We start from the raw sequence: 21,803 nt of genomic DNA, 5'->3' as shown, positions 1-21,803 counted from the left end.
GTCCGACCGGCCCCGGGTCTCCAAGACGCCGGCGAATGCAAGGCCCCACCAGAAGCAGGCTCGCTCCGGGGTGCCCCAAGAGTGAGGCGCGCTCGCGGCTGAGTCTGTGCCGCGGCACCTGGTTGGCCGCTTTGGACGCGGGCGTAATATCGTTGACCCTGTGACTCCGGAAGATCTCAAAGCAGCAATTGAACAGGCCATTCAGACTCTGGCCGACGACGGCCTGAACCTTACGGTTCCCGACAAGCTCACGGTCGAGCGACCCAAGAACCGCGACCACGGCGACTGGGCGGCCAACACGGCCCTTCAGCTTGCCAAACAAGCGGGAGTTCCACCTCGGGAACTTGCTGAAAAAATCGCTGAACAGCTGCGTGCAAATCCCGGTGTCGACACCGTGGACGTTGCGGGCCCCGGCTTCCTCAACATCACCCTCAACAAGGCGGCTGCCGGCCAGCTGGCCCTCGACATCGTCGAGGCAGGCAGCTCCTACGGACACTCTGACGCCCTGGCCGGAGATCCGGTCAACATGGAGTTTGTGTCAGCCAACCCGACCGGCCCGCTCCACCTGGGACACACTCGCTGGGCCGCCGTCGGCGACGCTCTGACGCGCGTCCTGCGAGCCGCAGGGGCAGATGTGACCGCCGAGTACTACATCAACGACTTCGGCTCCCAGATGGACACATTCGCCGGCAGCGTCCTGGCGCGCCTTCGCGGACAGGATGTCCCAGAGGGCGGCTACCCCGGCCAGTACGTGCAGGCAATCGCAGATGCCCTGCTTGAGCGCCACCCCGAATGGGCCGACAGCGCTGATGCCGACATCTACGACCAGCTGCGCTCGGAAGCCTACGAACTGCAGTTGGCTGACATCAAAGACACGCTCACCGCATTCGGCGTTGACTTCGACGTGTTCTTCTCCGAAAAGAGCCTCCACGACGAAGGCAAGGTCGCCGATGCCGTGGCCCGCCTGCGCGAACAGGGCCACATCTTCGACGAGGACGGTGCAGTGTGGCTGCGCACCACGGACTTCGGCGACGACAAGAACCGGGTGCTCGTCCGCGCTGACGGCAATCCCACCTACTTTGCCGCTGACGCCGCCTACTACCTGTCCAAGAAGGACCGCGGCTTTGCCAAGAAGATCTACCTGCTGGGTGCAGACCACCACGGCTATGTGGGTCGCCTCAAAGCCCTGGCGGCAACCGCCGGCGACGACCCGAACGAGAACATCGAGATCCTCATTGGGCAGCTCATCAGCGTCAACGGCGCGCGCCTGTCCAAGCGGGCCGGCAACATCATCGAACTGCGCGACCTCATCGAATGGCTCGGCGCAGATGCGCTGCGCTACTCGCTGGCGCGCATCCCCACCGATTCGCCGCTCACGCTTGACCCCGAGGTTCTGCGCTCAGCGTCGAACGACAACCCCGTTTACTATGTGCAGTACGCCCACGCACGGGCCTGCAGTGTGGAACGCCGGGCGGTCGAGGCGGGGGTAGAGCAGGCTCCTGTCGATCCGGCAACGCTGGCCGACCCGACCGAAGCGGTCCTGCTGTCGGCACTCGCCGACTTCCCGCGCGTCGTGACCGACTCTGCAAAGCTGCGTGAACCGCACCGGGTTGCTCGCTACCTCGAATCGCTCGCCGGCAGCTTCCACAAGTGGTATGACGCCTGCCGCGTTGTGCCGCGCACAGACGAAGAGCTCGCTGCCGTCCACGGCACACGCCTGGTGCTTGACCGTGCAACCAAGACCGTGCTCGCCAACGGACTGCGCATGCTCGGAGTCTCAGCACCGGAGAAGATGTAATGCCAGCTCACCCTTCAGGCGTTCTGCACGCCGGACCGTCGCCGGTTTGGCTGCCCGTGCCCACCGACGTCAATGAACTCATGGCCTCGCTGTGGTCGCGCAACACCGTCAAGAACTCCGAAGGCGTTCTGGAAGTCGCCGGGGTTCCGGTGACACAGCTCGCCGAGCGCTTCGGCAGCCCGCTGTACGTGCTCGATGTAGACGACTTCCGCCACCGTGCCCACAGTTTTGTCGAAGAGTTCAGCGCGGCTTTCGCCGCCCAGGGCATGGAAGCCCGTGCCTACTACGCCGGCAAGGCTTTTCTGTGCACCGCAGTTGCCCGCTGGGCACACGAAGAGGGCATGGGCGTAGACACGTGCTCGCTTGGCGAAATGCGCACAGCTCAGGCCGCCGGTGTTCCCGCACAAGCAGTGGGCCTGCACGGCAACAACAAATCCGATGACGAAATTGCCATGGCCCTGGACTGGGGCATCGGTCGGATCGTCATCGACTCGCTTGACGAAATCGAACGCGTCTCGCGGGCCGCCGCGGCACGCGGCATCACCGCACCCGTCATGCTGCGGCTGACCGTCGGGGTTGAAGCACACACGCACAGCTTCATCGCAACAGCACACGAAGACCAGAAGTTCGGTCTGTCCATCAGCGGGGGAGCGGCAGACCAAGCCGCCCGTGCTGTCATTGCCGACCCCCACCTCGAGTTCGTCGGCCTGCACAGTCACATCGGCTCCCAGATCTTTGAAAAAGACGGCTTTGCCCTCGCAGCCCGCAAGATCATTGAGTTCTCTGCCCGTCTGCGCGAAGACACCGGTTTCGTCGTTCCCGAAATCGACCTGGGCGGCGGTTTTGGCATCCGCTACACATCGCAGGACAAACCCGTCTCCTTTGCGCAGATGGCCGGTCTGCTGGCCGCCGCGGTTGCAGAAGAATGCGACGACGCGGACTTCCCGCGCCCGGCAGTGTCCTTTGAACCGGGACGGGCGATTGTCGGACAGGCCGTGTTCTCGCTCTACACCGCTGGAACCATAAAAGAAGTCGAAACCGGGTCCGGCATCCGTACTTATGTGTCAGTAGACGGCGGAATGAGCGACAACATTCGGACCGCTCTGTACGATGCCGATTATTCGTGCACACTGGCCTCACGGTCATCCGATGCCAAGGCGACTGTTGTCCGCGTGGTGGGCAAACACTGCGAGAGCGGCGACATCGTGGTCCGCGATGAGTACCTGCCCGCTGACATCAGCCGGGGAGACCTCATCGCAGTCCCCGGCACGGGTGCCTACTGCAGGCCTCTGTCCTCGAATTACAACCACGTACCGCGCCCCGGTGTCGTCGCCGTCGAAGACGGGCAAGCCGAGTGGGTGGTGCTGCCCGAGACCTACGAACAGATGTTTGCATCGGATCCCGGCTTCGCCCGGGCCAATGAGAACGGAGAAAAATGAGCGCCCAGCCTCTTAAGGTAGCCCTGCTCGGAGCGGGAACCGTCGGCAGCGAAGTCGCCGACGCGATCCTCAACCGGGCTGACAGCTTCACCGAGCGCATTGGAAGCCCGCTTGAGCTCATGTCCGTCGGTGTGCGCGACACTTCGAAGTCCCGTCCCGGCATTCCGGCCGAGCTCATCACAGACGATCTCGACAAGACAATTGAAGGAGCCGACATCGTCGTCGAGCTCATGGGGGGCATCGAACCCGCCCGCGAGCTGCTGATCAAGGCGCTGGACTCCGGTGCTTCGGTCGTCACCGCCAACAAAGCGCTGCTGGCCAAGCACTCCGGCGAGCTCTTCGCCGCCGCCGACAAGGCCAAGGTGCGCCTTGAATACGAAGCTGCCGTAGCAGGCGCCATCCCCATCATCCGCCCCGTAGGCGATTCGCTGGCCGGTGACCGCATCACCCGCGTGCTCGGGATCGTCAACGGCACCACGAACTTCATCCTCGACGCGATGGAAGCCAAGGGCTGGGAGTACGAACACGCGCTGAAGACCGCTCAGGAACTCGGCTATGCAGAAGCTGATCCGACGGCAGATGTCGGCGGCCATGACGCTGCTGCCAAGGCCGCGATTCTGGCTTCGCTGGCATTCCACAGCTCCGTGAGCATCGATGACGTCCACGTTGAGGGTATTGAGAACATCACCGCGGACATGATCTCGACCGCGGCCAGCCAGGGCTTCACCATCAAGCTTCTGGCCATCTGCGAAAGCATCCCGGGCGCCGGAATCTCGGCGCGCGTCTACCCGGCGCTGATCCCGGCAGACCACGCTCTGGCCAGCGTGGGCGGGGCGTTCAACGCCGTGTTCGTCGAAGCTGAATCCGCCGGTGAGCTCATGTTCTACGGCCAGGGAGCCGGGGGAGCCCCGACATCGTCCGCAGTGCTCGGCGACCTCGTGTCGGTTGCGCGCCGCAAGGTGCTCGGCGGCGCCGGCCAGTACCGGAAGCTCGAAGGCGATTCGCAGCCGATCGTCCCGATCGACGACATCACCACCCGCTACCACATCACACTGGCCGTGCAAGACCGCCCGGGCGTGCTGCACACCGTCACCGAGGTCTTCCTCGACCAAGAGGTGTCCATCAAGCTGGTCGAACAGACCAGCCTGGACAATGCGGCTGACCCGCGCGCCAAGCTCGTGGTGGCAACACACAGTGCAAGCGAATCCGCGCTGGCGACGACCGTGGAGCGGCTGCGCGCGCTCGACGTGGTCGATGACGTTGTGTCGATTCTGCGCATCGAAGGACAGTGAGAAAGACCATGGCACACCAGTGGCGCGGGGTCGTGACCGAATACCGCGAACACCTTGCAATCGATCCGCAGGCCCAGCCTGTTTCGCTCGGAGAAGGCGGCACCCCACTGATCTTCGCCGAAAAGCTCTCGGAGCGCACCGGCGCAGAGGTCTACGTCAAATATGAGGGTATGAACCCCACCGGTTCGTTCAAGGACCGCGGTATGACAGCCGCGATCACCGCGGCCAAGGCCGCCGGTGCAAAGGCCGTCATCTGCGCTTCAACTGGCAACACTTCGGCATCGGCTGCCGCCTATGCGACAAAGGCCGGCATGACGTGTGCGGTTCTTGTGCCGAAGGGCAAAATCGCCCCCGGCAAAATGAGCCAGGCTGTCGCGCATGGCGCCCAGCTGCTGGAAGTCGACGGCAACTTCGACGACTGCCTGACCCTGTGCCGCAAGCTGTCGGAGTCCTACCCGGTCCATCTGGTCAACTCGGTCAACCCCGACCGCATCGAAGGCCAGAAGACAGCCGCGTTTGAAGTTGTCGACGCTCTCGGCAAAGCACCGGACATTCACGCGCTGCCGGTGGGCAACGCCGGAAACATCACCGCCTACTGGAAGGGCTACACCGAGTACGCCCAGAAGGGCCTGGCTGATTCGACCCCGCGCATGTGGGGCTTCCAGGCTGCCGGTGCGGCTCCGCTTGTCACCGGCCACCCCGTTGACGAACCGGAGACGATTGCAACTGCCATCCGGATCGGCAACCCCGCTTCGTGGGACAAGGCGATCGCGGCTCGTGACGAATCGGGCGGTCTTATCGATTCGGTGGAAGACGAACAGATCATCCGCGCTCACCGTCTGCTGTCCTCAACCGAGGGCATCTTCATCGAGCCCGGCTCGGCCGCCTCGATCGCAGGTCTGCTGAAGATGCACGAAGCCGGACAGGTGCCGCAGGGTGCTGTCATCGTGTGCACCGTTACCGGTCACGGACTCAAAGACGCAGACTGGGCACTCAAAGCGGCAGAAGGCGAATTCGAAGCCAAGAGCGTGCCGGTTGACGCTGTCAGCGCGGCCCGCGCACTGGGCCTGGAGAGCTGATAATGCCCTACAGCATCGAAGTCTCGGTCCCTGCGACATCGGCTAACCTGGGTCCCGGATACGACACATTCGGGCTCGCCCTCGACATTGCCGATGAAGTGGTGGCCGAACTTCACCCCGATCCGGTCGACCTCAGCAGCTGTGTAGAGGTCACCGGGCAGGGGGCCGGCCAGGTGCCCACCTCCTCGGACCATCTGATCCACAGGGTTGTGCGCGAGGTGCTCGATCACCACGGACACGGGACGCTGGCTGACCGGCTGACTCTGCGCTGTGCTAACACGATCCCGCATTCGAGGGGGATGGGGTCTTCTGCCGCCGCTGTTGTTGCGGGAATCTCGATTGCCGATGCTCTTCTTGCCTTCGCGGGACGAGGCGAACTGACAGAAGAGGAAAGACTCGCCTGGGCGGTTCACTACGAGGGGCATGCTGACAACGCCGCGCCGGCTCTGTTCGGCGGGGTCTCCATCAGCACGCTCGATGCGGAAGGCAGCCCTCGGTCTGTTTCAGTTCCGGTCCACCCGGCTGTGCGCGCGGTTCTCATCGTTCCCGACACCAAGTTGGACACCGACTACGCGCGCTCCTTCATTCCAGAGCAGATTCCCCACGCTGACGCAGTGGCGAACTCAGCGGCAGCGGCTCTGTTCATCCACGCGATCGGCCGCGCTCCGTCGCTTCTTTTCGAGGCGACAGAAGATCATCTTCACCAGGAGTATCGCCGACCCGCGATGCCGGAAACGCTGGCTCGGGTCGATGCTCTGCGGGCTCACGGGCTCGCCGCTGTTGTTTCGGGCGCCGGCCCGACAGCGCTCGTTCTGGGCACCGGGGAAAACCTGCGCGATGAAGTCGCCTCGGTCCTCGGCGACGACGATGCCAGGATCATCGCAGCCTCGATAGCAGATTTTGGGGCGACCATTACACGAACAGACGCATAGGGGAATCAGCGCGCCGACTGTCGGCGCGCTGATTCGCTTTACCGCATTTCTTCACGTTATGCTTGACCTGTTCTTCCGCAGCGCTTCGCTGTGATGTTCGGATCGACAGGTTCTGTCTCCGATGAAGAACAGTCACCTCAGCACCCACGCTGGTGCTTTCACAGTCACTTTCATGTGCAGACCATTGCTGAATGCCTCTTTGTGCTTCAGCCGAACGAGGGAGAAGGAACCTTCGTGTCAGAAAACACTGACTTCAACCACTCCGGAAGCCTGTCCGCACTTCGCCTGCCGCAGCTGCAGGAAATGGCAGCAGGATTGGGAATCAAAGGCTACCGCCGTCTTCGCAAGAGCGACCTGATCGACGCCATTCTCCAGGCGCAGGGCGGAGCCGCGCAGTCCGGTGCAGACACCGGTGCTGGCGCAGACAAGAAGAAGAGCTCGGACGCGTCCTCGGACAAGGCCGAGAACACTGACAGCAAGAAAAACGACGAAAAGAAGGCCGAAGCCAAGGCTGAAGACAAGGCCGACGGCCGTGACAGTGCCGAACAGGGCGACGACAGCGGCCGTTCGCGTCGTCGCAGCCGTGGCGGCAAGCTCGGCGACAACAGCTCTGCCGACGCTTCCCAGTCCGGCGACGGCCAGCACGGCGATAAGAACCGCGGTGACAACAGCCGCGACGACAAGAACCGTGACAACAACGGCCACAACGACAAGGGCGGTCGCGGCGACAAGAACGGCCACGACGACAAGCAGGGCCACAAGAACAACAAGAACGGTCGCGGTCGCAAGAACCACGGTGACGACGGGGACAATCGCAACAACGGCGATAACCGCGACAACCGTGGGAATGACAACCGCGGCAACAACGACAACCGCAACAACCGTCACGACGACGGGGGCCGGGACGACAACAACGATCGTGGTCGACGCGGCCGTGGCCGAGACCGCAAGCGTCGTCGAGGTGACGACGACCTGCGTCCCGACGATGTGCTCATTCCCGTCAGCGGCATCCTCGACGTACACGACAACTACGCGTTCCTGCGCACTTCCAGCTACCTGCCGGGCCAGAACGACGTCTACGTGTCGAACAACATGGTCAAGCGCAATGGTCTGCGCAAGGGTGACGCCGTTGTCGGCGCCATTCGCCAGCACCGCGAAGGCGAACGCAATAACCGTCGCGAAAAGTTCGACGCCCTCGTCCGCCTGGACTCCGTCAACGGTCTGTCGGTTGAGGACGCCAAGCGCCGCGTGAACTTCTCGAAGCTCACCCCGCTCTACCCGCAGGAGCGCCTGCGGATGGAGACGACATCGTCGAACGTCACGCAGCGGATCATCGATCTTGTTGCCCCCATCGGCAAGGGCCAGCGCGGTCTGATCGTCGCCCCGCCGAAGGCCGGCAAGACCACGATCATGCAGCAGATCGCCAACGCTGTGAAGACGAACAACCCCGACGTCCACCTCATGGTCGTCCTGGTCGACGAACGTCCCGAAGAAGTCACGGACATGACCCGCGCGGTTGACGGCGAAGTCATCGCCTCGACCTTCGACCGTCCGGCTGACGACCACACCGCAATTGCCGAACTTGCAATTGAGCGTGCCAAGCGCTTGGTTGAAATGGGCCAGGATGTCGTTGTGCTCCTGGACAACATCACCCGTCTGGGGCGTGCCTACAACCTGGCGCAGCCGGCATCCGGCCGCATCCTGTCCGGTGGTGTCGACGCCAACGCCCTCTACCCGCCCAAGCGCTTCTTCGGTGCCGCGCGGAACATCGAGGGCGGCGGTTCGCTCACGATTCTGGCAACGGCCCTCGTCGAGACCGGCTCGAAGATGGACGAAGTCATCTTCGAAGAGTTCAAGGGCACCGGCAACATGGAGCTTCGCCTGTCGCGCAGCCTTGCTGACAAGCGCATCTTCCCGGCTGTTGACGTCAACGGCTCCGGAACGCGCCGCGAAGAGAACCTCATGGGTGCTGAAGAGCGCAAGATCATGTGGCGTCTGCGCCGCGTGCTCGCTGGCCTTGAACAGCAGCAGGCTCTTGAGCTTCTGCTTTCGAAGCTGAAGGAAACCCAGAACAACGCTGAGTTCCTCATGCAGGTGCAGAAGACCACCCCGCTGCCGAAAGCCGCCTCTGACGACTGATGGCGCTTGACTCTTCGCAGCTGGAAGCCAGTGTCCGCTCGCTCATCGACGAGCACGACCGAATCGAGGCGGAACTCGCCGACCCGGACGTGCTCGCCGATGCGGGGCGGACCCGCAAGCTGACCAGGCGGTATTCCGAACTCGGCCAGGTGAAAACCTGCGTCGACGCGATTGACTCCGCCCGCAGCGACCGCGAGGCTGCCGCTGAGCTTGCCGAAGAGGACAGCTCGTTTGCCGAAGAGGCACACCGCTTGGACAGTGTGATTGCCGATCTCGAAGAACGGCTGCGGGAACTGCTCGTTCCCAAAGACCCCGATGATGTCCGCGATGCCCTGCTCGAGGTCAAAGCCGGAGAAGGCGGTGACGAATCCGCCCTGTTCGCCGCAGACCTCGTCAACATGTACCGGCACTGGGCGTCCAACCGCGGATGGAGTGTCGAAGTCCTCGACTCCACGGAAACCGCTTTGGGCGGTTGGAAAGACATCACGCTGGCTGTTAAATCCCGCGAAGGCGGCGTGTACGGCTGGATGAAGTTCGAAGGCGGTGTGCACCGCGTGCAGCGTGTTCCCGTGACGGAATCGCAGGGACGCATCCACACATCGGCCGCCGGTGTCATGGTGTTTCCGGAAGTCGACGAACCCGACGAGATCCGCATTGACGACAACGATCTGCGCATCGATGTTTACCGTTCGTCCGGGCCCGGCGGCCAGTCGGTCAACACGACAGACTCCGCTGTGCGCATCACCCACCTGCCCACGGGAATCGTCGCCAGCTGTCAGAACGAAAAGTCACAGCTGCAGAATCGTGAGGCCGCCATGCGCATTCTGCGTGCGCGTCTGTTGGCCAAACAGGCCGAAGAAGCCGCTGCAGAAGCCCAGAGCGCACGCCGCTCACAGGTTCGCTCGGTGGACCGTTCCGAGCGCGTCCGCACCTACAACTTCCCGGAAAACCGGATCGTCGATCATCGCACCGGGTACAAGGCATACAACCTCGACCAGGTCCTTGACGGGCGATTGGACGAGGTTGTCGAATCCCTGCGCGCTGCTGAACGTGCTGAGCGGCTCGAGGGGATCGGCTGATTGTCTGCTGATCCGCTTCGTGCCCGCCAGATTCTGACTTCTGCAGCCGCTCGGCTGTACCGCGCGGACATAGAAGCCGCCGATGCGGAGGCTCGCCTTCTTCTTGCATGGGCCTGGGGGAGTGACGTCAAGGATCTGTCCCTGACGCTCTTGTCCGATCCCGCTGTTCCCGCCGATGTAGTCCACCGCCTTGAGGATGCGCTGACACGCCGGAGCGAACGGGTTCCACTTCAGCACATCACCGGACAGGCCCCTTTCCGGCACCTCGACCTGGCTGTCGGCCCCGGTGTTTTCATTCCCCGCCCCGAAACTGAGCTTCTCGCCCAGTGGGGCATTGACTTTCTGCGCAGCCGCCCCCGCGGCAGCCGGCAGGTGCTTGACCTGTGCACCGGCACCTCGGCCTTGGCTCTGTCCTTGGCAACCGAGGTGGGCGGCACCTCGGCAACCGGCATCGAACTGAGCCCGACCGCCTACAGGTGGGCTCAGAAGAACATTGAGAACCATGCTCGGGCACTCAGCCGCTGCGGTTCGCAGTGCACAGTCACCCAGGGTGACGCACTGCAGTTCTTTCCGAACTGTCCGGTGGACCTTGTGGTGTCGAATCCTCCGTATGTCGACCGTGCGCGCCAGCCGAAGCTGCCGGAAGTTGAAGCCGACCCCGAAATCGCCTTGTACGGCGGGGGAGAGGACGGTATGGAGTTTCCCCGCGCGCTCATCGCCCACGCGGCGAGGATCATAGTTCCCGGAGGCGCGCTGGCTGTCGAACACGCTGAATATCAGGGGCAGCAGATGCGCGATGCTTTTGCGAACGCGGGCTTTGAACGGGTGGAAGTCCACCGCGACTACACTGGCAGGGAACGTTTCACCACCGGCTTCACACCACACGAGGAGACCCATGTCGCGGCACTATGACCTTCGCAGCTCAGAGGTCCACGACCTCGTGATCGCCGAAGCCGCACGGGTCATCGAAGACGGTAAACTCATCGTGCTGCCCACCGACACCGTCTACGGTGTCGCCGCCGACGCATTTTCACCCGAAGCGGTTGAGCGCCTGCTCGAAGCAAAGGGCCGTGACCGCACCATGCCGCCGCCCGTGCTCATCGCGCGCCCGGAAACCCTCATGGGAATCGCCGAGGGCGTCGATGCTGCGACCATGGCACTCACAGCAGAGTTCTGGCCTGGAGCGCTGACCATCATCTGCCGCGCACAGCCCATGCTCGACTGGGACCTCGGCGACACCCACGGCACAGTGGCAGTTCGGATGCCGGACCACGAACCCGCACTCGAGGTGCTGCGCCGTACCGGCCCCTTGGCTGTTTCGTCGGCCAACGCGCACGGGCAGCCAGCAGCGTTGACGGTTGAAGACGCCGAGCAGATGCTGGGGGAGACTATCGAGGTCTACCTTGACTCCGGCCCGGCAGCCGGCAAGGGCGCTTCGACGATCATCGACATGACGGCACAGCCGCCCCGAGTGGTGCGCTCGGGCCCCATTTCCTACGCCGCTCTTGCCGAGCACGTGCCGAATCTGCTGGATGTCGGCCAAGAACCCGAAGACCCCGAGGTGCCAGCTGAGGGAGCCGCTGCTGACGAGGCGCCCGCTTCCGGAGAGGCCGATAGGGACGGCTGATGCGCGTCTACCTGTTCATCGTCGTCGTGTCGGCTATCGTGTCCTATCTTGTGACGCCCATGGTCCGACGCGTGGCCGAACGCGGGCTCATCTTCTCGCCGCTGCGCGACCGCGACGTCCACTCGGTGCCCACGCCCAGACTCGGCGGCGTGGCCATCTACGCCGGTGTGCTCGTCGGACTGCTGTTTGCATCCCAAACCCCGTTCCTTCGGCACCTGTTTGACAATCCCGCGCCCATCATCGGTGTGGCCGGCGCCGGGGGCCTTCTGGTGCTCATCGGTGTAATCGACGACATCTGGGACATCAACTGGGCCGCGAAGCTGGCCGGACAGGCTCTGGCCGCGGGCTTTATGGCTCTCAACGGCGTGGCAATGCTGTCGATCCCGTGGGTCGACATCATCGTGGGGTCGCCGCGTATGTCGGTCATTCTCACGGTGTTCGTTGTTCTGGTCACCATCAACGCGGTCAACTTCGTCGACGGACTCGACGGACTTGCCAGCGGCGTCGTGACAATCGGCGGCGTGGCCTTCTTCATCTACAGCTATCAGCTGGCCGTGGACACGAGCCCCGCCAGCTACGCGAACCTGGCCTCGCTCATCATCGCGCTTCTTGTAGGCGGGTGCATTGGCTTCCTGCCGCATAACTTCAACCCCTCCCGGATCTTCATGGGAGATTCCGGATCGATGCTCATCGGCCTTCTGCTGGCCGCATCGACTATTCGCGTCACCGGCCAGGTCGATCCCGCGCTTCTTTCGAACGAACGTGTTTTCGCCGCCTACATGCCGATCATCCTGCCCCTGGCGGTTATGGCGCTGCCGCTCATCGACCTTTTCCTGGCTGTTGTTCGCCGAATGGCGGCAGGCAAATCGCCGTTCAGCGCGGACGCGAAGCACCTTCACCACCGCATGCTGCGCCTGGGGCATTCTCACGCTCGCGCAGTGCTCATCATGTACCTGTGGACAGCGGACTTCGCCTTCGGTGCAATCGGCTTCCTGCTGTTCCCAACAGACATCGTCATCATCGTTGTGGGCATCAGCCTTCTCATAACACTCGCGTTCACCTTCTACCCGGTGATCGCCCGTCGTCGCTACCGAAGGGAAATCACAAGATGAGTCAGCAGTCCACCAGCGCACAGGCCGTCAGCAGACTCATGCAGCGGATCCTCCTCTTCAGTGCGATTGCCGGTGTTGCCATCGCGTTGATCGCAGCGGTGATCGGCGGGCTGACAGTCGGTGTGAGCGGTGTCTACAGTGCGCTCATCGGAGCGGCTGTTGCCTTTGTGTTCTTCGGCATCACCGCGGTCATCATGCTGTTCACGGCAGACGCTGGTCCGGCTGTCACGGCAGGTGCGGCGATGGGCGGCTTCCTGGTGAAGATCGTGCTCCTGTTCGCAGTCATTGCGATGCTTTCCGGCAAAGACTTCTATCACCCGATGGTTCTGTTCATCACGCTTGTCGCCGGTGCGGTGGCATCCCTGGCGATCGAAACATGGGCAGTGCAGAACGCTCGGATTCCGACGGTTGATCCGACGCTCGGGAAACGCGACTGAGTTTTGAATCATAAGTCGCGCTTGGTAAGATTCAGTCAAACCGCGATGATTCCTCTGGGAATCGTGTGTGTTTTTCCGGAGCCCGCACTTGTGGCTCTGCAAACACATCGACCATCCGCATATGGCCACTGCATGCTTGCGTGCGCCCTGAGCTTTGGGAGTTAGCCCTGTTTAACGCGTCAGCTCTGACTTCATCGGTGTCCCTCGTCGCAGAGGGAGGAGGCTTCCACGCACCAGGGCTCGAAGAGTTCTTCCCCAGCGCTGTGCTCTTCGCCGGGACCCCCTTTGAACTCAACCGGATCATGATCATCCGGATCGCAGTTTCCCTCCTCATGGTGCTGGCCTTCTGGCTGATGCTTCGCGGCGGCCGACTGGTTCCCACCCGCGCTCAGTCGATTGCGGAAATGGCGCTTGAGTTCTGCCGCAAGGGCATCGCCCACGACATCCTCGGCAAAAAAGACGGCGACCGCTTCTTCCCGTTGATCGCCGTCATCTTCCTGACTGTGTTCTGCATGAACATCACGGGCATCATCCCGTTCCTCAACATCTCGCCGAACTCGAACATCGGCATGCCGCTCGTGCTGGCCGTCGTCGCCTACTTCGTCATGATCGGCGCTGGAATCAAGGCCCAGGGCGGCGGCGCATACCTTAAGAGCCAGCTGTTCCCGGCCGGTGTTCCGCCGCTGATGTACATCATCGTGACCCCGATTGAGTTCGTCTCGACCTTCATCGCCCGCCCGGTTTCGCTCACACTGCGTCTGACCTTCAACATGATCGTCGGCCACCTTCTTCTGGTGCTGTGCTTTGCCGCAACCCACTTCTTCTTCTTCGAAGCCGGCGGCGGTCTCTTCGCACTCGGCGGTCTGACGCTGATCGGCGGGTTCGCCTTCACACTCTTCGAAATCCTGGTAGCCGTGCTGCAGGCATACGTCTTCGCACTGCTGACCGCTGTGTACATTCAGCTGAGCATCGCTCAGGACCACTGAGGTACAACCCCACAAACTCCTGTAACACACGGGACCACGGTCGGCTTAAGCCAGTCGGCCAAGATATCGGAAGGAAAAACATCCCATGGATACAACCATTCTCGCTGAAGTCTCGGGCAACATCTCTACGGTCGGCTACGGTCTGTCCGCTATCGGTCCCGGTATCGGTATCGGCATCCTCGTCGGCAAGACCGTCGAAGGCATGGCTCGCCAGCCTGAGGTCTCCGGCCAGCTGCGCACCACCATGTTCCTGGGTATTGCATTCGTCGAGCTCCTGGCCTTCCTCGGCATTGCAGCTCACTTCATCTTCGTCTGATCTGGAATAAGGACTGACTCTTGACCCCGACTACTTTCATCGCCGCAGGGGCTTCTGACCAGAACCCCATGATCCCGGCTGTCTACGACATTGTGTGGTCGCTGGTCTGCTTCGTCATCATCCTGCTCGTTTTCTGGAAGCTCATCCTTCCGAAGTTCAAGGAAGTCCTTGACGAGCGATCCAGGCTTATCCAGGGCGGCATCGAAAAGGCCGAACGTGCACAGGCCGAAGCCGATGCAGCGCTGGAAGAGTACCGGATGCAGCTTGCCGAGGGCCGCGCAGAGGCAGCCCGTCTGCGTGCCGAGGCTCAGGAAGACGGCGCTCAGATCATCGCTGACATGAAGCAGCAGGCCAACGAAGAAGCCGAACGCATCATCTCGACTGCCAAGGCGCAGATCGCAGCTGAGCGCCAGGCAGCAATGATTTCGCTCCGCAGCGAAGTCGGCTCGCTGGCCACAGACCTCGCATCCCGCATCGTCGGCGAATCGCTGCAGGACGACGCCCGTTCCAACGGTGTTGTCGACCGCTTCATCGCTGACCTCGAAGCACAGGCTCCGGCCGGCAAGGACGCGTGATGCTGGCATCGAGCAGAAATTCACTGCTGCAGACCGTTGACGAGGCAGCGACCGTCGTCACGCCCGGAACCGGCTTTGCAGCCGATCTCCTGGCAGCTGTCGGCGTTTTCGCTTCGGATGTTCAGCTGCGACGCGTTCTCACGGACTCGGCAGTCGACGTTGAAGCCAAGCGCGGCCTTCTGAACTCGCTGTTCGCAGGCAAGCTGTCGGCTCCCGCCGTCGATCTGCTCGTCAGCGCCGCCGGACGTCGGTGGGCGCGCGTTCAGGACTACGTGACCGCAGTCGAAACCGCTGCTGTGTCGCAGCTGGCCGCACACGCGCAGTCGCAGGAGCGCCTGGGCGAGGTCGAAGAAGAGCTGTTCCGCTTTACGCGTCTGGTTCTCTCTGATCACGACCTCGAACGGGCCCTCGAATCTGACGCTGAGCCGGCCGCTAAGGAACAGCTGCTGCAGCAGATCGTCGGCAGCCGCGTTTCGGCAGAAACGCTCATGCTGCTCGTCCACGGTGCTGTCAACCCGCGCCGTCGTCGAGTCTCCGAAGCCTACGAGAACTTCTCGGAAATCCTCGCATTCCGTCAGCAGCGCGCAGTTGCAGACGTGACTGTCGCACGGGAACTGACCGAACAGCAGAAGTCCCGTCTCGAGGCAGCTCTCTCGGCCAGCTTCGGTCGCAAACTCGTTCTCAACATCCGCATCGACCCCGACGTTGTCGGCGGTGTCCGCGTGCAGGTTGGAGACGAAGTTATGACCTCGACGATTGCCGACCGACTCGCAGAAGTTGAGCGCAGGCTCGCAAGCTAACAGCGGCCGCGCCGCACAAACCAAGGAAGCAGGGAAACCGCGATGGCGGATCTGACAATTCGCCCGGAGGAGATCCGGGACGCGCTGGGGAAGTTTGTAGAGAACTACAAGCCCACCTCGGCTGACAAGACGGAAGTGGGCACCGTTGTGACCGCTGGCGACGGCATCGCCAACGTGTCCGGACTGCCCGGAGTTATGGCCAACGAACTGCTGCGCTTCGAAGACGGCACGCTCGGTCTGGCCCAGAACCTCGACGAACGCGAAATCGGCGTGGTCGTTCTCGGCGAATTCGCCAGCATCGCCGAAGAGCAGAAGGTCTACCGCACGGGCGAGGTTCTTTCGGTGCCCGTCGGAGACAAGTTCCTCGGCCGCGTTGTCGACCCGCTCGGCAATCCGGTCGACGGTCTCGGCGACATCGAAGCCGAAGGTCGCCGTGAACTCGAGCTTCAGGCTGCCGGCGTTATGGACCGCAAGGAAGTCAAGGAGCCCATGGAGACCGGCCTCAAGGCCATCGACGCCATGGTGCCCGTCGGCCGCGGCCAGCGTCAGCTGATCATCGGTGACCGCAAGACCGGCAAGACCGCTCTTGCGATCGACACCATCATCAACCAGAAGGCCAACTGGGAATCCGGCGACCCGAGCAAGCAGGTTCGCTGCATTTACGTGGCCTGTGGTCAGAAGGGCTCGACAATTGCGTCGGTCCGCCGCTCGCTGGAAGAAAACGGTGCTCTCGAGTACACGACCATCGTGGCTTCGCCAGCATCGGACCCGGCAGGCTTCAAGTACCTTGCTCCCTACGCGGGTTCGGCTATTGGCCAGCACTGGATGTACCAGGGCAAGCACGTCCTCATCGTCTTTGACGACCTCTCCAAGCAGGCCGAGGCATACCGTGCGATTTCGCTTCTGCTGCGCCGTCCGCCGGGCCGTGAGGCATACCCCGGTGACGTCTTCTACCTGCACTCGCGCCTCCTTGAACGCTGCGCCAAGCTCTCGGACGAGCTCGGCGGCGGTTCGATGACCGGTCTGCCGATCATCGAAACCAAGGCAAACGACGTCGGTGCGTTCATTCCGACCAACGTCATTTCGATTACCGACGGTCAGATCTTCCTGCAGTCGGACCTCTTCAACGCCAACCAGCGCCCGGCCGTCGACGTCGGTGTTTCTGTGTCGCGCGTCGGCGGTTCGGCTCAGCGCAAGCCTCTGCGCGGTGTTTCGGGAACCCTGAAGATCTCGCTGGCTCAGTACCGCTCGCTCGAGGCGTTCGCGATGTTCGCATCCGACCTTGACGCCGCAACCAAGCGTCAGCTGGATCGCGGTGCTCGCCTGATGGAACTGCTCAAGCAGGGTCAGTACGACCCGATGCCTTCCGAAAAGCAGACCGTGTCCATCTGGGCAGGCTCCGAAGGCCACCTCGATGACATCCCCGTCGAGGACGTCCTGCGCTTCGAACGTGAATTCCACGACTACCTCGAGCGCAAGACCGAGATTCTGACCACGATCGCAAACCTCAACGACAAGCTCGGCAAGGACCTCCTGGGCGAGCTTGAAACCGCGATCACCGAATTCAAGCGCGAGTTCCAGTCTTCGGACGGGGGCTCGGCGATCGGCACTGAAGACTTCGACGCCACGAACGAAGAAGAAGTCGTTCAGGAGCAGATCGTCAAGCAGCGCTGATCGGGTATAGGGAAAGGAAGTACTGATGGGAGCTTCACAGAGGGTCTTCAAAGCGAAGATCAACTCGACATCGTCCTTGAGGAAGATCTTCAAGGCGATGGAGCTCATCGCGGCTTCCCGTATTCAGAAGGCCATCCGCAGGGTCAAGGACGCAACGCCCTACGCCAACGCGATCACGCGCGCCGTATCCGCAGTCGCAACGCAGTCGAATGTCGACCACGTTCTGACCACGGAACCGGAAGACGTGCGCCGCGCGGCAGTTGTCGTCATCGGCCCCGACCGCGGATTCGCCGGAGCATATTCATCGAATGTCATCCGGCGAGCAGAAGAGCTCGTTCAGCTTCTCGACGAAAAGAACGTTGAACAGCAGCTCTACGTGGTCGGACGCAAGCCCGAAACGTACTACACGTTCCGCGAGCGTCAGCTGGCCGGCGCCTGGACGGGATTCTCTGAGAACCCGACTGTCGAAGACGCCCAGAAGATCGGCAACACGCTTCTGGAAGCCTTCGACCGTGACTTCGGCAACGACGGTGTCGACGAAATCTACTTCGTCTACACACGGTTCGTGAACTCCGTTACTCAGGAGCCCGAACACCGTCGTCTGCTTCCGCTTGAGGTCGTTGAAGCCGATGAAGATCATCCGGCACCGACGACCGCGGACGGTCCTCTGCCGCTGTACGAATTCGAACCTGACGCAGAAACTGTGCTCAACGCACTGCTGCCGAAGTACATCGAATCGCGCATCCTCGCTGCGCTGCTCAACGCGGCAGCATCTGAGCAGGCTGCACGCCAGCAGGCAATGAAGACCGCAACCGACAACGCAGACGACCTCATCCGGACGTACACGCGACTCGCCAACTCGGCGCGTCAGGCTGAGATTACCCAGGAGATCTCTGAGATCGTCGGCGGTGCAGACGCACTTGCCGGCGCAGGATCTGCTGACTGAAGCGTCTAACGCCCTAAGAGAGCAGAAAAGAAAGAGAACATGACTGCAACCGTTACTGAAACACCCCAGGTCAAGGGTGGGGTCGGGCGGATCTCTCGAGTTATCGGCCCCGTTGTCGATATCGAGTTCCCGCTCGATTCGGTTCCCGCAATCTACAACGCACTCAAGACTGAGGTCGAACTGTCTGAGGGCACCCGCGAACTGACGTTCGAAGTCGAGCTGCAGCTCGGCAACGGCATCGTCCGCGCCGTGTCGATGCAGCCGACTGACGGTCTTGTCCGCGGCCAGGAAGTCCGCGACACCGGCGGCCCCATTTCGGTGCCCGTCGGCGATGTCACCAAGGGCAAGGTCTTCAACGTCACCGGTGACGTCCTCAACGACTCGATGATCGACGAACCCTACGAGATCACCGAGCGCTGGCCCATCCACCGCACCGCACCTAACTTCGACCAGCTGGAATCGAAGACTCAGATGTTCGAAACGGGCATCAAGGTCATCGACCTCCTGACCCCCTACGTGCAGGGTGGAAAGATTGGTCTGTTCGGTGGTGCTGGTGTCGGCAAGACCGTTCTGATTCAGGAAATGATCACCCGTGTCGCCCAGGACCACGGTGGTGTGTCTGTGTTCGCCGGTGTCGGTGAGCGCACCCGTGAGGGCAACGACCTCATCCACGAAATGGACGAATCGGGAGTTCTGCCCAACACCGCACTGGTGTTCGGCCAGATGGACGAACCGCCGGGCACGCGTCTGCGCATCGCCCTGACCGGTCTGACCATGGCTGAGTACTTCCGCGACGTTCAGAAGCAGGACGTGCTTCTGTTCATCGACAACATCTTCCGCTTCACGCAGGCAGGTTCGGAAGTCTCGACGCTGCTGGGCCGCATGCCTTCGGCTGTGGGCTACCAGCCGACCCTGGCTGACGAAATGGGTGTCCTCCAGGAGCGCATTACTTCGACCCGCGGTCACTCGATTACGTCGATGCAGGCCATTTACGTCCCCGCTGACGACTACACCGACCCGGCTCCGGCAACGACGTTCGCACACCTCGACGCCACCACGGAACTGTCGCGTGACATCGCTTCGCGCGGTCTGTACCCGGCTGTTGACCCGCTGACCTCGTCGTCGCGCATCCTCGACCCGCTGTACGTTGGTCAGGACCACTACGACACCGCCGTGCGCGTCAAGCAGATCCTCCAGAAGAACAAGGAACTGCAGGACATCATCGCCATCCTCGGTGTTGACGAACTGTCCGAAGAAGACAAGCTCACGGTTCACCGCGCACGTCGTATTGAGCAGTTCCTGTCGCAGAACACCTACACCGCTCTGCAGTTCACCGGTGTTGAAGGCTCGACCGTTCCGATCAAGGATACGATCGAAGGCTTCAAGGGCATCTGCGACGGCGACTTCGACCACATCCCCGAACAGGCCTTCTTCAACGTCGGCCCGATCGACGATGTGCTGCGCAACTATGAGCAGCTCCAGAAGGAGAACTGATCCATGGCACTCGATGTCACCGTCGTCGCCGCTGACCGCGAAGTGTGGTCCGGCCAGGCGAAGCGCGTTGTCGCTAAGTCCGTTGAAGGCGAAATCGGAATCCTGACCGGTCACGAACCGGTGCTTGCCGTGATCGCCGGCGGCGACGTGAGGATCATTGACTCCAACGACCAGCTTGTGACCGCTCACGCGGCCGGCGGGTTCATGTCGGTTGAAAACGACCGTGTGAACATCGTCGCCGACACAGCGAAGCTGGTCTGACCAAAGCCCGACGCCTGCGAACGTAGACTGACACTGTGAATGCATCTGTCCTGCTGATTATTCTGCTCTCGTTGGTGGGATTGGCTGCTATTGCAGTTGCAGCAGTCTCCGTTCGCCGTCGGGCCATTGGCCGCCTTAAGGGCGCCTTTGACTGCTCATACAGCGTGGGTGGTGACTCCAGTCACCGCCCACGCTGGCGTTTGGGCGTTGCGGTTTTCAGCGTCAGCACTCTTGATTGGTATCCGATCTTCGGCTTTTCTTCGCGCCCCGCGGTGCGTTTGCCGCGTTCAACCATGGAGATTGCTGAGCGTACGAAACCTGAAGGCGATGAGCGCTTCGCGGTTATGTCGGATGCCTATATCGCCACCTTGACTATCAACAGCGGAAACCCTGATCCTCGCGTCTGCAGGCTCGCTCTCGATGCTGATTCGCTGTCTGCCCTGTCTGCGTGGATCGAATCGTCTCCGCCCGGCGACAACATCGCCGTCGGAAGGTTCAATTGATGGAAGTCCTCCGCGTCCACGGCCCTGTTCGCTTGGAAGGCTCGGTAGAAGTCCGAGGTGCCAAGAACAGTGTCCTCAAACTCATGGCCGCCGCTCTGCTTGCTCCCGGCCGTTCTGTCATCACGAACGTTCCTGCGATTCTCGACGTTTCGATCATGGCCCGTCTCCTTGAGCGGCTCGGCTGCGATGTTGATTACGATTCCCGGGCTGGCGTCGTCTCTATTGACGTCCCTGAGCGCACGGATATTCAGGCTGATTATCAGCTTGTGCGTGCGATGCGCGCCTCTATTTCTGTTTTGGGCCCGCTGATCGGCCGTATGCGCAGCGCCAAGGTCGCACTTCCGGGTGGGGATGCCATTGGATCGCGCGGTCTTGATCTGCACGCAGCAGGTCTCAGGGCTCTGGGTGCGGATGTTCACCTTGATCACGGCTATTTTGTTGCCGAGGCGCCGGACGGCCTGCACGGTGCTGATATCTCCTTGGCCTTTCCTTCTGTCGGAGCTACAGAGAACCTTGTGATGGCGTCGGTTCTGGCAGATGGGCGCACCGTCATTGACAACGCTGCCAAAGAACCGGAGATTGTCGACATCTGTTCGATGTTGGTGAGCATGGGTGCGAAGATCGACGGCATCGGCACAGCTCGTCTTGTCATCGATGGCGTAGACAGTCTGCGCCCCGTGGAGCACAGCTGCGTGCCCGACAGAATTGTGGGTGGCACGTGGGCCTACGCTGCCGCGATTACGGCCGGCGATGTCGAGGTCGTGGGCGTCACGCGTGATCTCTTCCCGAATGTTCTTGACAAGCTCGAAGCGGCCGGGGCCTCGATTTCTGACACTGAGCGCGGTCTGCGTGTCATCGGACCTGAGCGTCCGCGTTCGGTGAACATCTCTACTCTTCCGTTCCCCGGTTTCCCCACTGATCTGCAGCCGTTTGCCATTGCCTTGAACGCGGTCGCCGACGGTGTTGGCGTGGTTACGGAGAACCTGTTTGAGGCCCGCTGGCGGTTTGTGCATGAACTTGCCCGCCTCGGTGCGAACATCGCAATTGACGGCAATCACGCTCTTATCACCGGTACGGCTGAGTTGACGGGGGCCGAGGTGGAAGCCTCCGACATCCGTGCTGGTGCCGGTCTGGTTCTCGCTGGTCTTGTTGCCAGTGGAACTACTGAGGTCGCAGGGGTCGATCACATCGACCGCGGCTACGAATTCTTCGCCGAGAAGCTGCGTGCTCTCGGCGCGCACGTCGAGCGGGACGCTGTCCCGGAGATGCTCGACTTCAGCTGAGCGCTGAGTTTCAGCTGAAGTCTTCGCGCAG

General features: G+C 62.1%; 21 protein-coding genes. All 21 read left to right on the top strand.

Translation table 11 applies throughout. The annotated features are described in order from the left end of the window. The first annotated feature begins 160 nt into the window (after positions 1–160). The 21 genes from argS to murA all read left to right on the top strand — a co-directional run bounded on the left by argS (position 161) and on the right by murA (position 21,772). On the top strand, positions 161–1,798 hold the full coding sequence (argS, locus tag Bravens_RS07060; protein WP_062021743.1) for an arginine--tRNA ligase: 1,638 nt from the start codon (positions 161–163) through the stop codon (positions 1,796–1,798). Beyond that, on the top strand, positions 1,798–3,237 hold the full coding sequence (gene lysA / locus Bravens_RS07055; RefSeq protein WP_062021740.1) for a diaminopimelate decarboxylase: 1,440 nt from the start codon (positions 1,798–1,800) through the stop codon (positions 3,235–3,237). The genes argS and lysA overlap by 1 nt, the downstream gene beginning before the upstream one ends. Beyond that, a complete protein-coding gene (locus tag Bravens_RS07050; protein WP_062021737.1) occupies positions 3,234–4,529 on the top strand; it encodes a homoserine dehydrogenase in 1,296 nt (431 codons plus the stop codon). The genes lysA and Bravens_RS07050 overlap by 4 nt, the downstream gene beginning before the upstream one ends. A gap of 8 nt (positions 4,530–4,537) precedes the next feature. Continuing rightward, positions 4,538–5,608, top strand: a complete 1,071-nt coding sequence (gene thrC / locus Bravens_RS07045; RefSeq protein ID WP_061942505.1) for a threonine synthase — start codon at positions 4,538–4,540, stop codon at positions 5,606–5,608. Between the two features lie 2 nt (positions 5,609–5,610). Then, positions 5,611–6,540, top strand: coding sequence for a homoserine kinase (gene thrB, locus Bravens_RS07040; RefSeq protein ID WP_062021735.1), 930 nt, complete (start codon positions 5,611–5,613; stop codon positions 6,538–6,540). Between the two features lie 234 nt (positions 6,541–6,774). After that, complete coding sequence (gene rho, locus Bravens_RS07035; protein WP_062022319.1) at positions 6,775–8,679, top strand: transcription termination factor Rho; 1,905 nt, start codon at positions 6,775–6,777, stop codon at positions 8,677–8,679. Then, the gene (gene prfA, locus Bravens_RS07030; RefSeq protein WP_062021732.1) at positions 8,679–9,758 is read left to right on the top strand and encodes a peptide chain release factor 1; all 1,080 of its coding nucleotides are present in this window, start codon (positions 8,679–8,681) and stop codon (positions 9,756–9,758) included. The genes rho and prfA overlap by 1 nt, the downstream gene beginning before the upstream one ends. After that, complete coding sequence (gene prmC / locus Bravens_RS07025) at positions 9,759–10,670, top strand: peptide chain release factor N(5)-glutamine methyltransferase (protein ID WP_062021729.1); 912 nt, start codon at positions 9,759–9,761, stop codon at positions 10,668–10,670. Next, positions 10,654–11,385, top strand: a complete 732-nt coding sequence (locus Bravens_RS07020) for an L-threonylcarbamoyladenylate synthase (protein ID WP_062021726.1) — start codon at positions 10,654–10,656, stop codon at positions 11,383–11,385. Before prmC ends, Bravens_RS07020 begins: the two co-directional genes overlap by 17 nt. Continuing rightward, positions 11,385–12,497 carry an MraY family glycosyltransferase gene (locus tag Bravens_RS07015; RefSeq protein WP_061942519.1) on the top strand — a complete coding sequence of 371 codons (1,113 nt, stop codon included), beginning with the start codon at positions 11,385–11,387 and terminating at the stop codon, positions 12,495–12,497. Before Bravens_RS07020 ends, Bravens_RS07015 begins: the two co-directional genes overlap by 1 nt. Next, positions 12,494–12,934, top strand: a complete 441-nt coding sequence (locus Bravens_RS07010; protein ID WP_062021723.1) for a Cg1360 family ATP-synthase-associated protein — start codon at positions 12,494–12,496, stop codon at positions 12,932–12,934. The genes Bravens_RS07015 and Bravens_RS07010 overlap by 4 nt, the downstream gene beginning before the upstream one ends. A gap of 197 nt (positions 12,935–13,131) precedes the next feature. Continuing rightward, positions 13,132–13,920 (top strand): F0F1 ATP synthase subunit A, encoded by a 789-nt coding sequence (gene atpB / locus Bravens_RS07005; RefSeq protein WP_082791069.1) that lies wholly within the window; start codon positions 13,132–13,134, stop codon positions 13,918–13,920. A gap of 85 nt (positions 13,921–14,005) precedes the next feature. Further along, positions 14,006–14,236, top strand: coding sequence for an ATP synthase F0 subunit C (gene atpE / locus Bravens_RS07000; protein ID WP_062021720.1), 231 nt, complete (start codon positions 14,006–14,008; stop codon positions 14,234–14,236). Between the two features lie 20 nt (positions 14,237–14,256). Then, positions 14,257–14,811, top strand: coding sequence for a F0F1 ATP synthase subunit B (locus tag Bravens_RS06995; protein WP_019175435.1), 555 nt, complete (start codon positions 14,257–14,259; stop codon positions 14,809–14,811). Beyond that, positions 14,811–15,611, top strand: a complete 801-nt coding sequence (locus Bravens_RS06990) for a F0F1 ATP synthase subunit delta (protein WP_061942524.1) — start codon at positions 14,811–14,813, stop codon at positions 15,609–15,611. Before Bravens_RS06995 ends, Bravens_RS06990 begins: the two co-directional genes overlap by 1 nt. Positions 15,612–15,653: 42 nt before the next feature. Next, on the top strand, positions 15,654–17,285 hold the full coding sequence (gene atpA / locus Bravens_RS06985) for a F0F1 ATP synthase subunit alpha (RefSeq protein ID WP_062021717.1): 1,632 nt from the start codon (positions 15,654–15,656) through the stop codon (positions 17,283–17,285). Positions 17,286–17,310: 25 nt separating this feature from the next. Next, complete coding sequence (locus Bravens_RS06980) at positions 17,311–18,231, top strand: F0F1 ATP synthase subunit gamma (protein ID WP_062021714.1); 921 nt, start codon at positions 17,311–17,313, stop codon at positions 18,229–18,231. A gap of 39 nt (positions 18,232–18,270) precedes the next feature. Next, positions 18,271–19,725: a F0F1 ATP synthase subunit beta gene (atpD, locus tag Bravens_RS06975; RefSeq protein ID WP_061942531.1), complete on the top strand. Its 1,455-nt coding sequence runs from the start codon at positions 18,271–18,273 to the stop codon at positions 19,723–19,725. 3 nt (positions 19,726–19,728) lie between these two features. Continuing rightward, positions 19,729–19,986, top strand: a complete 258-nt coding sequence (locus Bravens_RS06970) for a F0F1 ATP synthase subunit epsilon (RefSeq protein ID WP_019175430.1) — start codon at positions 19,729–19,731, stop codon at positions 19,984–19,986. Between the two features lie 35 nt (positions 19,987–20,021). Continuing rightward, complete coding sequence (locus Bravens_RS06965) at positions 20,022–20,489, top strand: DUF2550 domain-containing protein (protein WP_062021712.1); 468 nt, start codon at positions 20,022–20,024, stop codon at positions 20,487–20,489. Next, positions 20,489–21,772: a UDP-N-acetylglucosamine 1-carboxyvinyltransferase gene (gene murA, locus Bravens_RS06960; RefSeq protein ID WP_062021709.1), complete on the top strand. Its 1,284-nt coding sequence runs from the start codon at positions 20,489–20,491 to the stop codon at positions 21,770–21,772. Before Bravens_RS06965 ends, murA begins: the two co-directional genes overlap by 1 nt. Positions 21,773–21,803 lie beyond the last annotated feature (31 nt).

It is taken from the genome of Brevibacterium ravenspurgense (genome assembly GCF_001584615.1).
Taxonomy (GTDB): domain Bacteria; phylum Actinomycetota; class Actinomycetes; order Actinomycetales; family Brevibacteriaceae; genus Brevibacterium; species Brevibacterium ravenspurgense.
The sequence above is the reverse complement of the archived record's forward strand: the minus strand, read 5'-3'. Positions and strand labels throughout refer to the sequence as shown.

Coding starts and splice junctions, on each gene's coding strand:
- lysA (WP_062021740.1), top strand. CDS start 1,798: ATGCCAGCTCACCCTTCAGGCGTTCTGCACGCCGGACCGTCGCCGGTT.
- Bravens_RS07050 (WP_062021737.1), top strand. CDS start 3,234: ATGAGCGCCCAGCCTCTTAAGGTAGCCCTGCTCGGAGCGGGAACCGTC.
- thrC (WP_061942505.1), top strand. CDS start 4,538: ATGGCACACCAGTGGCGCGGGGTCGTGACCGAATACCGCGAACACCTT.
- thrB (WP_062021735.1), top strand. CDS start 5,611: ATGCCCTACAGCATCGAAGTCTCGGTCCCTGCGACATCGGCTAACCTG.
- prfA (WP_062021732.1), top strand. CDS start 8,679: ATGGCGCTTGACTCTTCGCAGCTGGAAGCCAGTGTCCGCTCGCTCATC.
- Bravens_RS07020 (WP_062021726.1), top strand. CDS start 10,654: ATGTCGCGGCACTATGACCTTCGCAGCTCAGAGGTCCACGACCTCGTG.
- Bravens_RS07015 (WP_061942519.1), top strand. CDS start 11,385: ATGCGCGTCTACCTGTTCATCGTCGTCGTGTCGGCTATCGTGTCCTAT.
- Bravens_RS07010 (WP_062021723.1), top strand. CDS start 12,494: ATGAGTCAGCAGTCCACCAGCGCACAGGCCGTCAGCAGACTCATGCAG.
- atpE (WP_062021720.1), top strand. CDS start 14,006: ATGGATACAACCATTCTCGCTGAAGTCTCGGGCAACATCTCTACGGTC.
- Bravens_RS06990 (WP_061942524.1), top strand. CDS start 14,811: ATGCTGGCATCGAGCAGAAATTCACTGCTGCAGACCGTTGACGAGGCA.
- atpA (WP_062021717.1), top strand. CDS start 15,654: ATGGCGGATCTGACAATTCGCCCGGAGGAGATCCGGGACGCGCTGGGG.
- Bravens_RS06980 (WP_062021714.1), top strand. CDS start 17,311: ATGGGAGCTTCACAGAGGGTCTTCAAAGCGAAGATCAACTCGACATCG.
- atpD (WP_061942531.1), top strand. CDS start 18,271: ATGACTGCAACCGTTACTGAAACACCCCAGGTCAAGGGTGGGGTCGGG.
- Bravens_RS06970 (WP_019175430.1), top strand. CDS start 19,729: ATGGCACTCGATGTCACCGTCGTCGCCGCTGACCGCGAAGTGTGGTCC.
- murA (WP_062021709.1), top strand. CDS start 20,489: ATGGAAGTCCTCCGCGTCCACGGCCCTGTTCGCTTGGAAGGCTCGGTA.